This window comes from Hahella sp. HN01, assembly GCF_018986435.1.
Taxonomy (GTDB): Bacteria; Pseudomonadota; Gammaproteobacteria; order Pseudomonadales; family Oleiphilaceae; genus Hahella.
The window spans coordinates 140,705-153,704 of record NZ_JAHMIN010000019.1; the positions used below are offsets into that span (position 1 = coordinate 140,705).

Below are 13,000 nucleotides of genomic sequence, written 5' to 3' on the forward strand. Positions count from 1 at the left end.
TGTTATCCATAAGTCTTCGCCTGACGCTGCTATTGCTTGGGCGCGATGCAACTCGCATTGGTCCCGGAGGTATCAAGCCAAAACGCCAACTCACTGTATTTCTTGAAAAGATCGGGAGGCAAAATGCTGGGCCTGGGGCGAAACTCCACTTTCTTCTTCACCCGGTGCAGACCTTTTACGCCGATGGCGTGATCAAATTCATCGGCGTCGAATTCAACGTGGTCGAAATCATGGGGAAATTCTCGCTGCTCAATGAACTGATACAGGAGAGATATGGTTTTCTGGGGGTATTGGGTCAACAGATCGTAATCGATCAATAACAGCCGGTCGGACAACTCGCCATAGAACGCTTCTTTCAGCGCCGTTAACGCCATGCCGACCGAACCGCTTTCCGCGGCGAGCGCTTCACATCGCGTATAAACGGTCTGTCGGCTCTGCGGATTAAACATGCGACTGTATTCAAACGGATTGGAGCGACACACCCTTTCAAAGCTGTCCATGACCCACGCAGGATTACGCACACAGCAGATCACTTTGAAGTTATCGAACAGCTCCACCAATTGATACAGACGGGCGGGCCACATGCGATTGGTGTCGAAAATTAACGCATAGTCCGCATTCGGCTGATAGTAGGCGTCAAAAATCCCCCTGCAGATCAGCCGGCGCCGGTTTTCGTCAAACAGCGTATAGAACTCCGACTCCGCGCCCATCTGCTCCAGGCATCCACTCATCAGAGCGCAAATCGGGCTGCTGATTGCGGCGTAAAAACGGGGATTTTGTCTGAGAATAGCGGATAAAAGCGTAGACCCCGACCGGGGCAATCCTGCAATGAAGTGAACCTGGCTTTCCATGAAATAGATACTGTCTCCCAACCCTGGACCGAGATATGACCTCTCTCCGAAGAGGATTTCCAATCCATCTCGACCTGATTTTTATTGTGTTCAGAATATGATCAAGTATAGAGCACTCAGGTATTTCGCAAGCCGTGAGTAAAAAAGAAATAAAGTGGGTGAGAGTGTGAATGGGAGATAGGGGGGCAATATCAACATGCATTTTGAAAACGTAGTAACCAGCGCTTGAACATGCCTGAGTCTGACTTTCTTGCTGCTTAAAAAAACGCCAACTAATCTTCCCTTTACGCATTTCCTTAAATGCAGACCATTCCGGCTGTTTAGTACTCTCGATACCAACCTGTTGGCTGACGTCCTGTCGGCGCAGCAGGGCTGTACAAGGATCAAACAAGGAGACGCCTCGATGACTCCGTATATCGGACAAATAAGCATGATGGGATTTGGCTTTCCACCTGAAAGCTGGGCGCAGTGCAATGGCCAGATCCAACAAATCACCCAAAACCAGGCATTGTATTCTCTCATTGGCACTTTCTTTGGTGGAAACGGCACATCAACCTATGCGCTACCAGATCTTCGTGGACGAACGCCAGTTCACCTCGGCGCGTCATATTCCTCCCAAGTAGGCGTCACCGGCGGATTAGAGCAAGTCACTATTACTGAGTCCACCATGGGGGCTCATATCCACCCCGTTTACGCCTCATCGTCTCCTGCGGATAAAGGCGGCCCCAAAAACGACCGCATATTCGCTGAAACACCAGATATTTACTGCTCTGCAGACAATCTGACCACAATGAACTCGCAAGCGATTGGCTTTAATGGCGGAAGCAGCGGCAGCGTAACGCCTCACGCTAACATGCAGCCGTCGCTGACGATTAATTTCTGTATCGCGTTATCCGGCGCATACCCTCAACGCAACTAGTCACAGCAAAGGAGATGCATCATGTCAGATTCTTTTCTTGGTGAAATCAGAATGTTCGCAGGACCTTTTGTTCCGGTGCAGTGGAGCTTTTGTAACGGACAAGTCCTTACCATTGCTCAGCAGTCCGCTCTATACAGCCTGCTGGGAACAGCCTACGGAGGAGACGGAACAGTAAGTTTTGCACTACCGGACATGCGAGGGCGCGCGCCCATTCACACTGGAACCGGGTCGGGATTGACCCCTCGACCATTGGGTAGCGTCACGGGTACGGAAACGGTGACGCTGACCATGGCGAATATCCCTTCTCATACGCACGCCCTGCAGGCGTCTAACAACGCAGTGACAACGAATGTCAGTCCGTCGAACCAAGTGACAGGAGTCACAGACGTCAGTTTCTATACAACGACGACAGACCCGACAAGCATTACGACCTTATCGCCGCAAGCGATCGGCAACAACAGCGGAGATGGAGCACACTCTAACATCATGCCCTATCTCGCACTGGCTTTTATAATTTCCATGAACGGAACATACCCGACCCGCAACTAACTATAGGAGCAAGGAGCCATGTCTGACCCGTTTTACGGCGAAATCCGCATGTTCACCTATCAATTCGCACCTGCAAACTGGGCGTACTGTAGCGGACAAATATATCCAATTAGCCAAAACCCTGGGTTATATGCCGTCATTGGCACTCTTTACGGAGGAAATGGCGCGACTAATTTCGGTCTTCCAAACTTGCAGGGACGCGCCACTATTGCTTGGGGAACAGGGACTGGGCTGAGTGGATACCAACCTGGGCAAAGCGGCGGCAACTCTACGATCCAGCTGACATCCAGTCAAATTCCCTCTCATAATCATACGTTAAGCGCGGTGACCAGCGCAGGAACCACACCTGAGCCCGGAAACCAGTTATTTGCGTATCAGGGAGGTGACGTCCAGCCAGACTACAAGCAGCCTCCTTTGGGTACGCTGGTTACCATGTCTAACCAGATGCTTGCAGTCACTGGCGCATCGGCAGGACATGAAAATAAACAGCCCTTTCTGTCCATACCATTTTGCATTGCGCTAGACGGAGTGTTTCCACAGCGCAACTAGTCAACATACGCCGCAAAAAGGGCGCTACGCGCCCTTTCACTTCTTAGTAAAGCGTCATTTTCCCAAGTGCCTCTAACCTATTAATAACGAAGTAATTATCATCACTGAATTGTACTCCCCACTTCCCTGACGAAATACTCCCGCAACCACTCATGCGCAGGGTCTCTGTGCGAACGTTCGTGCCAGAACATGGACATTTCGAACCCCGGTATCTCCACCGGAGGTTCAACGACGCGGTATTTGTCGTTGTCGGCGACAAGTCGCGAGGGCAGCATCGCCACCAGATCCGAAGTGGCGATGACTTCTCTCAGAAACAGGAAGTGAGGCACGGAGAGTACAACGCGACGCTCCAAGCCGGACTTCGCCAGCTGTTCGTCCGTTGCGCCATAAAATCCGCCTCCATCTTTGGAGACAATGACATGCTCCAGTCGGCAGAACTGATTGAGCGTCGGCTTGCGCTTGAGTTTTGTATGGCCTGCGCGCCCCACCAGCACATAGCGCTCTTGAAACAACGCCTGTTGATGCAACCCTCGCGGCGCGTCCTCCGTCGTGTGAAAGATCAGGTCAACCTCCCCTCTCTCCGCCTGTCGGGCGAGCATGGCCGGCACGATATCCAGCACCGCCAGCCTTGAATCAGGGGAGAGCTCACGTAAACCGGGCAATGCCGGCTGTAAAACGGTTGACTCGCTGTAATCCGAAGCCGCGATGCGCCAGGTATGACTCGCAACAGAAGGGTCAAAGTCGCGAGTTGGCGCAACGGCCTCAGCCAAAGACGCCAACGCCAGACGCAGCGGCTCGCGCAGCTCCTCCGCTCTCGCCGTGGGACGCATGCCCCGCGGCCCTGGCAATAGCAGCGGGTCATCAAAGTATTCCCGCAATTTGGCGAGATGGATGCTGACAGAAGGCTGGGACAGATGTAGCCGCTCCGACGCCCGGGTCACATTGTGTTCCGTGAGCAGCACATCCAGCGTCAGCAGAAGGTTTAAATCCAATCGGTGGAAATTAATCACAACAATACCTGGAATTTCAGAAATTCATTTCAACAATACCTTAGCACTCCTTATTCTGAGTGAACACAATCTTCACGCTACGTAAGGAGCTGTAATGAAAGTTCTACTGGTTTACGCCCATCCAGAGCCAAAATCCTTGAATGGTTCAATCAAAGACTTCGCTGTCCGTCGTCTCGAAAACACGGGTCATGAGGTTCAGGTTTCTGATTTATATGCGATGAACTGGAAAGCAGCGCTGGATGCCCAGGATAACACCGCGCGGAATCCGCAAGACCGCTTTAATCCGTCTATGGATTCCAAAAGCGCCTTCGAGAATGGCGTTCAGAGCAAAGACATCGAAGCGGAGCAACAAAAGCTGCTTTGGGCTGACGCCGTCATTCTGCAATTCCCGTTATGGTGGTTCTCAATGCCCGCGATCTTAAAAGGCTGGATCGACCGCGTGTACGCCTACGGTTTCGCCTATGGCGTGGGAGAGCATTCAGACTCCCACTGGGGCGACCGTTACGGAGAAGGAACCCTGGCGGGAAAACGCGCCATGTTGATCGTCACAACGGGAGGCTGGGAATCCCATTACAGCCCGCGAGGCATTAACGGCCCCATCGACGACATTCTGTTCCCCATCCAGCACGGTGTCCTATTTTATCCCGGCTTTGACGTGCTGCCGCCCTTCGTCGTCTATCGCACCAGCCGCACCGATGACGACACATTCTCCAACATCTGCGACCAACTCGGACAGCGACTCGACACTCTTTGGAGCACTCCACCCATCCCCTATCGCCAACAAAACAAAGGCGCTTACCGGATTCCAGAGCTGACGCTGCAACCAGAAATCGCGCCGCAGGCGACGGGTTTTTCTGTGCATGTAGGTGAGTGATTTCAGCATGACGACGATATGACTTAATAACCGGGCGCATGGATGCGCCAGCTCGGAGAGGAACAGTGAGTGACAAGGTTTACCTGCTCACTCTACGCAACAGTGAATTGACTATTCCCCGGTTTTTCCTCTCTTTTGTGCAATTTAAACTCCCTCCCCCTGATTTAAATTCATACCGATTAACCCAAAATACAGGCGGAGGGTTTATGACCAATCTCGATATCATCAAAAGCACTTATGAAGGCGCCAATTCAGAGGAAAATGGCCGTAATTTGTTGAAGCATCTGGCGACGGATGTCAGATGGACGGAAGCCGCTGGGTTTCCCTATGCCGGCACGTACATTGGCCCCGAAGCGATTGTTGAGAATGTATTTAAGCGTCTGGCGGCGGATTGGGATAACTATCAATTCACTGTGGAAGGCTATGTCGCGCAGGATGACAAAGTCGCGGCCTATGGAAATTATTCCGGGGTCTATAAACAGAGCGGTAAACACTTCACCGCCCGGGTCATGCATCTGTGGACGCTGAAGCAGGGAAAAATCGTCAGTTTTGAGCAGTTTGTCGACAGTTTGCCTGTCGTAGAAGCGACGCGCTGAACCGCCACGCTTAAATAAAATATCTATATTTGTTAATGAGTTAGCTATAGCAACAAAAACCGGTTTGAGCTACTCTACTTGTGGTTTTTCCCACGCGCCGCCCAACGCCATTTTCGCTACGCATTCATCAGCGAACTATTCCTGGCGTTATTCCAAGGCGCGTCTCTTTCCGCCATTTACAGGAGGTTTTATGGCCAGCATCAGCGTGCAAAACTTAACTTATCGCTTTGATAACGGCGACACCCTGTTTTCCGATCTGACGTTCACTCTGGACGATAAAGTCACCGGGCTGGTCGGACGCAACGGGGCGGGTAAGTCGATTCTGGCGGCGTTGCTGACAGGGGATAAGACGCCCTATTCCGGTTCGGTCACCACTTTTTGCCGAGTGGGCTGGCTGCGACAGATTGGCGCGGAGGAAAAGCTTGTTCAGCATGAAACTATCAGCGATTTTCTAGGTGTTCGCGATAAGCTGGAAGCCCTCTCCCGAGTCGCTGAGGGCGGATGTGAGTCTCATGATTTCGAACTGATCGGCGACAACTGGCTGCTGCGGGAAGAACTGGAGCAGCAATTATTAGCGCTGGGACTGCCTGTAGACCCCTTTTTACCCTGTCAGGCTCTGAGTGGCGGGCAGCTCACCCGGCTCGCACTGCATCAACTTTTCCAATCCGATTACGGCTATCTCATTCTCGACGAACCAGGCAACCACCTGGACGAACAGGGCAAACGCTGGCTGATCGAACAAATGCGGCGCTTCCACGGCGGCGTTCTGATCATCAGTCATGATCGCGATATTCTGCGTTGCGTGGACGACATTCTGGAGCTGAATAGCCTCGGCGTGCATCACTACGGCGGAGCCTATGACGTTTACGCCGAACAGCGCGCCAATGAACTGGCCAGCCAGGAACGACGCATCGACCATGCAAAGACGCAGATCAAACAGATGCGCCAAACCATGCAAAAGAACCGGGAAAAGGCGCAGCAACGGGCCGGCCAGGGCAAGCAGGTAGCGCGATCAGGCAGTCAGGCGAAGGTTCTACTGAACAGCAAAAAACAGGACGCGGAACGCGCCGGCGGCTCCCGGGAAAGCAACCAGAACCGCCAAATGGCGCAGGCGCAGGAGCAGCTCAGCAAGCTGAACAAGCAGCATGAAATGCTCAAACAGCAGAGCCTGTCCCTGGGCAAAACAGAAAAACGCGTCTCCCGCATTCTGGATATCACCGAAGTGCGCCTGCCTTATATCCAACAGGAAAACGACATCACCTTCTCTGTCGATTTTGGAGAGAAAATCCGCCTGTCCGGCGCCAACGGCAGCGGTAAATCCACCTTGCTGAAAGCTATCGCCGGACGCCTGTCGCCTGTTCACGGAGATATTCAGGTCCGCGCCGGACTGTGCTATCTGGACCAGCATTTCACTCTGTTGGATACCGCCAAGTCCGCACAGGAAAACCTGGCGCATTTCTGCCCTCATCTGTCGGAGACAGACCAGCGCACGCTATTGGCGGGGATTGGACTGAGGAGAGAGCGAGCGGACCAAGCCGTGGCCACCTTAAGCGGCGGTGAAAAAATGAAAGTCGCCATGCTGGCTATCAGTCATCAGCCCGGCGACACCCTATTGTTGTTGGATGAACCGGACAACCATCTGGACCTGGATTCCCGGCTGATGTTGGCGCAAGCCCTGCGTGATTTCACCGGCAGCTTGTTAGTGGTCAGTCATGATCAGGACTTTATCGCCGATATAGGCGTAAGTGGGGAGATAAGCCTGGACGGTGCAGCCTGAATACGGCATGACGCAAAGGCGTCATTCAGGGCGCCACGCGTAAACGTGATCGCCCATGAAGTCAGTCCGGCATACCAATAGCAATAAGCGTCGATCCTGTTACTGAGGAACCGGCACGCTGCTGTTAAAAATGTCCCGATGCAGCTTCCATTTCCCGGCTTCTTTTTTCCAGATAACAACGTATTTGCCTTGATCGAGCACTTGCCCGTCCTCACCTTCAAGCGCGAACTTGCCGACTTCAGACGCAGCGTCCCCATATCCCTCTACTTCGAGGGTCTCCAGTTTCATTTCCTTAACGCCCATGTCCATGAAAGCTTGAAACGCGCCTTGAATCGCCGGCTGCCCTTCCACAAAGTCGGCATGGGGAGGCATCAGTTGCGCATTATCGGTGTAGCAGGCGGCAATGCCAGCGGCGTCGCCCTGGCTGAAAGTGTTCATAAACACCTTCTCCGCCGCAAGAATAGCGGCCTGGACTTCTGTTGAAACGTTCATACTTACCTCCGCTTCATCAGTTAGGGGGTTGTTATTGCACTCAGGCTATCGATTAAAAAGTAGACGCATACGGACATTGAGGCAAATATCCAATAACGCGAAAATTAAGGAACCTTCTTTTATTTAGATACTTATTCTCAATACCACCTCAGGTATATTCAGGAATTTTCCAATAACAACCACCTCTTCTTTTTATAACGCGTCCACAGCCATATTCCATTTTGATTTTTAATTATTCCCTTTTATTCCTTTAATTCTTTCATCCCACACTATTTTACTAATAGCAACCTTAGCATCCCGCTCAACAATCTTCCAATCTTGGTCTTTTAATATTTCTTCAACATCAGGAATAGAATCGCCACTCTTCTCAATAAACGTTTTTATAGATTCATCAAGAAATAATAATACTTTCTTTTCTTCTTCATTAAATAATTCACCAAACCATTTCACATCTTTAACCGTTCTCATATAGTTTTCCCATTGAGCAAGCAATTCATCTGGGACATGAACAAAATAAACATTTTTCTTGTATTCAACCTGTTTAACCTCATCTGAAAGAAATTCCAAAGTATCTTTCAGATTACAAACGCAATTTTTAATTAATTTTTSAGAAACCATAAAGTGAATACCTCATAAATTAATTTCCAATATAAGGCATGTGTACAACCCATTAAAACTCTTCGGACTTTGGATATTCTTCTACAACATTACCATGAGTATCCAAATACTCGTCATTTCCATTTTTCCTAGGCCAATACCCTTGTTTTTATCTTTCATATTTAGGGAACCTCTAAATAACTCCCAGAATCAGTCATAATACGGCAGCCCAACTCAGCAGGAATGCTTTTCATGGAACAGATGGCTGCTCCAAAGCCGAAGACCAGGATAATAAGTGTAAGGTTAGCCGGGAAATCTTTCTGGAGCGAATAGATACGCTGATTCTCTGGAAAGGGCTGTAGAAGAAGGTCGCCCGCAATTATCCAAAGGATGAGAGTGGTCAGCCGCCGTATCCGCCATGCTCCGCGTTCACTGCATGCAACTGTTTTATAACCTCAGCGACCCCGCAAGTCGCACGGTTATATGCACGCATTTTTAGTTCTATCGAAGCATCCCTTCTTCGATGAGTGACAAGCTCGCCACGACCATTGTTCATCGATGGTCGCCGCGTTGCTTTTTAGAGTCTGCTGTAAACAATCACCGTGCGGTCAAGATAGGCTTCATCCGTCACCACATTCACCGTGCGCACCAGTTTATCGTCCACGCGATAAATCTGGTCGCTGATGGTGGTGTCGCCATCGTCATAGCGGAGAATGACTGAATATCGATTGGTTGGGGCCGCCCACGAGGGAATGTCGTCCGCCTGCAGAAACACGCCGGACTTGTGTGATTTCACCACGCCGCTGAACGGAACCACCTGCGGCGTCAAAACGCCGTCCGTGTCGAACCATTTAACCTGAGGCTCGCCCTCTTTTTCTTCAGTAAAGAAACCGCTTTGTTCTATGGTTAACGTCAACCCGCTAGCCGGAGCGACTCTATCCACCAACTCTTCGCCAGAGCCGCGCAGCCCTGATTTGATTCTGTCGTCATGCTCGCCGCCCGGCTCCTGTGCAATGTCACTGCTGACGGAAATGCTTCCATCCAGCAGCCATGTGCCGACAAGGGATTCTATGCTCATAGGGATACTCTTATAGGTAATATTCTATCTTGTTTCCTGCGCCTGATTTTTATTGGCGTCAGCGCCAATCCTACCTAATTTGCAGAGCGATTTGTTTTAAGAATTTCTAACGTTTTCGACAAGTTACACGTCGACACTTAACGCTGACATTCATATTAGTTTTAACAGCCTCAGGACCTTGATTGTCTGGAAGTGATAGAATCCCTTGTATCCTGCTGGAGCGTAGCGATATGGATCGGGAAATGATGAAAGAACTCGCAGACCAAGGCGCCAATAAACGCATTCGCAATCTGGCGAAACAGTATTCCGCATCAACGAAGCGCTGGTTATAAATTAGAAACTGCTTTCCTAGCCAAAGCCTGTCAGGGTCTCGCACAACCATGAAAATCACCTTATACGAATCTGTTGGAACCGCCATTATTATCAGTTGTAAATCCGGGGTGATTTACAGCAATCAAACCGGCGGAACCGCCTGCTTGCAGCCCGAATACGAAGGCGTATTGATCCCGATCGCGAACACAATTGGTATACCGGACTTGAATCTGGACAGCCCTGAAAATGAACTGGAAAATTACTTCACCGGCCACCCTTGGTTCGGCGTAGGGGCGACACTCGGCCTATCCGAAGATGACGCCCGGGCGATAGAAGCAATATTGAAAGAGTATGAGCTTGATGACCAAATCAGCGTCGACCGAAGTATGCTTCGTCAATCCCATGAAGCATGGATACATATCAATATTGTCGAAGTGGAAGGCCGCTCACTTTTCAACGGCTTCGGCCCTTATCCCAGGAAAGGCGTGCTGACCTGGCAGAACAGCGATTGACGCCCCGTTCGCATTAAACCTGCCGAAGAACCTCCCAGCAAGATTATCCGACTCAGCCCCCCACCACTCCGTTCGCCCTGAGCCTGTCGAAGGGCTTTCCAAAGCGCCTCCAAACCAGTCGGCTCAAGTGGACGTTATTTCCCGTTGGGTCAGTTTTGCTCAAGGCCAGTACGCGACTGCCGCCCTTCGACAAGCTCAGGGCGAACGGTTTCTTGGTGGTTGTTATTATCCAGACAGCCGATCGCTGCCGCCTTTCCGATAAAGGAGAGGACACATAAGCAAACCACAAACGACAACCCCACCCCGTTCCGTCGAAGGCCATCCTGAAGACTACTCGACTAGGCACCCCCGTTCGCCCTGAGCCTGTCGAAGGGCCTCCCAGAGCGACAAACTTATCCTGCTTCCGCCCACTTTCGAATTTGATCAATCGTCGCTGTCGCCCCGCCGCAGACAATCACCAAAATCCTGTCGAACGTCGCCAGAACAGGATGGTTTTCATACACAGCCGCCAGACTGGCCCCGCACGCCGGCTCGACCAAAATACAGTGATCCGTCAGAAAGCGCTCACAGGCGGATAACGCGCTGGGGTCAGAGACGACGACACTATGAATACTATGCTGCCTCGCACACTCCAGGGCTCTTGTCGATACCCGCTTGGCGCCCAAGGATGTGGCGATGCTGTCGATACGCTCAAGCTCCACACTATGACCAGCCTCCAACGCCGCGTGAAAGGACGCTGCGCCTTGAGTTTCAACAGCGATAACGGGAACATCCGCCCACTGACTGCGCTGCAAGCCCTCGACCACGCCAGAGAGCATGCCGCCGCCTCCCACACAGAGCAGCACCGCGTCCGGCTTCATTCCCGTCTTGGCGACTTCATCTATCATGGTCGCATGTCCCCGCCACAGCAGAGGATCATCAAAGGGATGAATAAAGGCGTCCGTGGCGCCAACCAGCGCCAGCGCATGCTCATTCGCCTCCTGCCAGCTTCCGCCGTGAACGATTACTTCCGCTTGCTCCAGACGCAGCAGCTCTTTGGCTCTTTCTGTCGTGGTTTCCGGCACGACCACGAGGGCGGGAACGCCCAAACGACGTCCCGCGTAGGCCACCGCCAACCCGGCATTGCCGCCGGATGAGGAGATAAAACGCTGCGCACCCTGCGCTTTATGATGCTCACAGGCGGCGCCCACGCCTCTAATCTTGAAAGAGCCCGGCGGCTGCAGCGCCTCCAGCTTCAACCAGATCGAACGTTGCGACGCCATGCTCAATGGTCGCGATTCCAGCAAAGGCGTTTCGATATGCAGGCTCATTACGCTCCCCTCATCTCCTCGTGATTTTGTATGGAAAATATTCCTGTCTGGACGGACGATAGCTCAGAAAGAACTACCTGCCTTGTAAAATATTGACGCTGTTCCCAGCCTTCCAGCAGATGATAAGGCTTGCTATAGTCCTTTTGCTCCGTAGGTTTCACGTCTGACTTCAGCTATTCCGATCGCCCATGAATGACAGCATTCAGTATCAACGCAGCGCCGACATCCCCGGACTGGTGCTTGGCGCAGGTCGCTTCGCCCAGTTTGATTTCGGCCGTCATTATCATCTGGATTATCACATCGGTATCGTTACTGAAGGCGTGCAGCGTCAGCAATACAAAGGGGAGACACGGGTTCTGGGCCCCGGTTTTATCTCGCTGATGCCACCGGGAGAAATTCATGACGGCGCCTGCGATAGCGACGCCTACACGCTAAAGACCTTTAGAGCGCCTTACAATCTGATGCAGGAGGCCAGCGCAGAACTGAGCGACGTGCATCTTGGCCCGGAACTGTTTGGCAATGTCTTTGAGGATTCAGCGACTGCGACCCGTCTTTTTCATCTTCACAACGCCATGCGCTCAGAGAGAGTTTCCACGCTGGAGATTCAGTCAGAATGGCTGTCAGTGCTGGAGGCATTATTCACGTATACAAGGGCCATCAAACCCAGACGCGATCCCAATGCCCTCTCCCATGCTCAGTGGCGACGCATGCAGGATTACTGTCTGGCGAATCTCTCTGAAAAAATCACTTTGGACGATTTAGCCACCCTATGCGGACTGGGCCGATTCCTCTTTCTCCGCCAGTTCAAACGCACAGTAGGCATGACGCCCCACGCCTGGCTATTACGACTCCGCCTGGAACAAGCCTGCGCCCTGCTGACCCAAGGCTCCCTCTCCATCGCACAGATCGCCCAACGCGTCGGCTTCTACGACCAAAGCCATTTTAACCGGAGTTTCAGACAGGCGTTTGGGGTGGCTCCGTCGGGGTATTAGGTGTGAACAGACGCAATAGAACTACTGGCCATATTGGATTCGCTTGAAAGAAACGGCGCCTTTTGAATTTGCTGCTGTCGAAAAGAATGTCCCCGACATGCTGTCGCTTGACTCGGCGACTAAATGAACAAAGGTTGAGCTTTTTCTGATTAGCCCATCCTCCTTTAAAGTTAAGTCGACCAGATTATCAGAAAAGAATTTATACGTTATCGTGCCTGAAATTTCAGAATGGCTTCTCTTGGAAGGGTGATACGCAATGGACTCGCTATTTGTTTCTTCCGCTACCTTTTCACCTAAACCAGAAATACCAAGGCCATTTTGGATTAGAAAATTTCATGAGTAGCTGTCATTCCCTTGTATGGGTTGTACTCGGAATTCTCAACATAGAACTCTACTTTCCAACGCCCACTCAAACGATCAACTTTATAGAAATAGTCGTTCCAAAGCCCAAATATGATGGCTATCAGAACTGCGGAAATTATGTTCTCACCAACCCCCTTTAAACGACTTGGCAATCCTTTTAATTTTCTAACCACTAATTTCATAACGCCAATCACTGTGGAATTGCCAAACGTAGCGCTA

At 51.4% G+C, this 13,000-nt stretch carries 15 protein-coding genes; 9 read left to right on the forward strand and 6 right to left on the reverse strand.

The window, feature by feature from the left end:
* Window positions 1–29 precede the first annotated feature (29 nt).
* Window positions 30–851, reverse strand: a complete 822-nt coding sequence (locus tag KP814_RS18780; RefSeq protein ID WP_216738197.1) for a sulfotransferase — start codon at window positions 849–851, stop codon at window positions 30–32.
* A gap of 403 nt (window positions 852–1,254) precedes the next feature.
* Here KP814_RS18780 and KP814_RS18785 point away from each other — a divergent pair, with 403 nt between their 5' ends.
* From KP814_RS18785 to KP814_RS18795, 3 genes are read left to right on the forward strand one after another with little or no spacing between them, the layout of a single operon-like run.
* Complete coding sequence (locus KP814_RS18785; RefSeq protein WP_216738198.1) at window positions 1,255–1,770, forward strand: phage tail protein; 516 nt, start codon at window positions 1,255–1,257, stop codon at window positions 1,768–1,770.
* A 51-nt stretch (window positions 1,771–1,821) separates the two neighbouring features.
* The gene (locus KP814_RS18790) at window positions 1,822–2,319 is read left to right on the forward strand and encodes a phage tail protein (protein ID WP_253938472.1); all 498 of its coding nucleotides are present in this window, start codon (window positions 1,822–1,824) and stop codon (window positions 2,317–2,319) included.
* An 18-nt stretch (window positions 2,320–2,337) separates the two neighbouring features.
* The gene (locus KP814_RS18795) at window positions 2,338–2,868 is read left to right on the forward strand and encodes a phage tail protein (RefSeq protein WP_216738200.1); all 531 of its coding nucleotides are present in this window, start codon (window positions 2,338–2,340) and stop codon (window positions 2,866–2,868) included.
* A gap of 101 nt (window positions 2,869–2,969) precedes the next feature.
* On the opposite strand, the gene KP814_RS18800 is transcribed toward KP814_RS18795, so the two are convergent.
* The gene (locus KP814_RS18800) at window positions 2,970–3,878 is read right to left on the reverse strand and encodes a LysR family transcriptional regulator (RefSeq protein WP_216738201.1); all 909 of its coding nucleotides are present in this window, start codon (window positions 3,876–3,878) and stop codon (window positions 2,970–2,972) included.
* Between the two features lie 94 nt (window positions 3,879–3,972).
* Between KP814_RS18800 and KP814_RS18805 the strand changes: the two genes are divergently transcribed.
* The 3 genes from KP814_RS18805 to KP814_RS18815 all read left to right on the forward strand — a co-directional run bounded on the left by KP814_RS18805 (window position 3,973) and on the right by KP814_RS18815 (window position 7,125).
* Window positions 3,973–4,752 (forward strand): NAD(P)H-dependent oxidoreductase, encoded by a 780-nt coding sequence (locus KP814_RS18805; RefSeq protein ID WP_216738202.1) that lies wholly within the window; start codon window positions 3,973–3,975, stop codon window positions 4,750–4,752.
* Between the two features lie 206 nt (window positions 4,753–4,958).
* Window positions 4,959–5,348, forward strand: a complete 390-nt coding sequence (locus KP814_RS18810) for a nuclear transport factor 2 family protein (protein ID WP_216738203.1) — start codon at window positions 4,959–4,961, stop codon at window positions 5,346–5,348.
* Between the two features lie 190 nt (window positions 5,349–5,538).
* Window positions 5,539–7,125, forward strand: coding sequence for an ABC-F family ATP-binding cassette domain-containing protein (locus KP814_RS18815; RefSeq protein WP_216738204.1), 1,587 nt, complete (start codon window positions 5,539–5,541; stop codon window positions 7,123–7,125).
* 99 nt (window positions 7,126–7,224) lie between these two features.
* Here the strand turns inward: KP814_RS18815 and KP814_RS18820 are convergent, their stop codons facing one another.
* From KP814_RS18820 to KP814_RS18830, 3 genes are all read right to left on the reverse strand, one after another.
* Window positions 7,225–7,617, reverse strand: coding sequence for a DUF4440 domain-containing protein (locus tag KP814_RS18820; RefSeq protein WP_216738205.1), 393 nt, complete (start codon window positions 7,615–7,617; stop codon window positions 7,225–7,227).
* A gap of 228 nt (window positions 7,618–7,845) precedes the next feature.
* Window positions 7,846–8,235 carry a hypothetical protein gene (locus KP814_RS18825; RefSeq protein ID WP_216738206.1) on the reverse strand — a complete coding sequence of 130 codons (390 nt, stop codon included), beginning with the start codon at window positions 8,233–8,235 and terminating at the stop codon, window positions 7,846–7,848.
* 556 nt (window positions 8,236–8,791) lie between these two features.
* On the reverse strand, window positions 8,792–9,292 hold the full coding sequence (locus KP814_RS18830; RefSeq protein WP_216738207.1) for a hypothetical protein: 501 nt from the start codon (window positions 9,290–9,292) through the stop codon (window positions 8,792–8,794).
* Window positions 9,293–9,474: 182 nt separating this feature from the next.
* Between KP814_RS18830 and KP814_RS18835 the strand changes: the two genes are divergently transcribed.
* Window positions 9,475–9,624 (forward strand): hypothetical protein, encoded by a 150-nt coding sequence (locus tag KP814_RS18835; protein ID WP_216738208.1) that lies wholly within the window; start codon window positions 9,475–9,477, stop codon window positions 9,622–9,624.
* Between the two features lie 48 nt (window positions 9,625–9,672).
* Complete coding sequence (locus KP814_RS18840) at window positions 9,673–10,116, forward strand: DUF6210 family protein (protein ID WP_216738209.1); 444 nt, start codon at window positions 9,673–9,675, stop codon at window positions 10,114–10,116.
* A gap of 392 nt (window positions 10,117–10,508) precedes the next feature.
* Here the strand turns inward: KP814_RS18840 and KP814_RS18845 are convergent, their stop codons facing one another.
* The gene (locus tag KP814_RS18845; RefSeq protein ID WP_216738210.1) at window positions 10,509–11,426 is read right to left on the reverse strand and encodes a serine/threonine dehydratase family protein; all 918 of its coding nucleotides are present in this window, start codon (window positions 11,424–11,426) and stop codon (window positions 10,509–10,511) included.
* A gap of 188 nt (window positions 11,427–11,614) precedes the next feature.
* Between KP814_RS18845 and KP814_RS18850 the strand changes: the two genes are divergently transcribed.
* Window positions 11,615–12,418, forward strand: a complete 804-nt coding sequence (locus KP814_RS18850) for an AraC family transcriptional regulator (RefSeq protein WP_216738211.1) — start codon at window positions 11,615–11,617, stop codon at window positions 12,416–12,418.
* The last annotated feature ends 582 nt before the right edge of the window (window positions 12,419–13,000 follow it).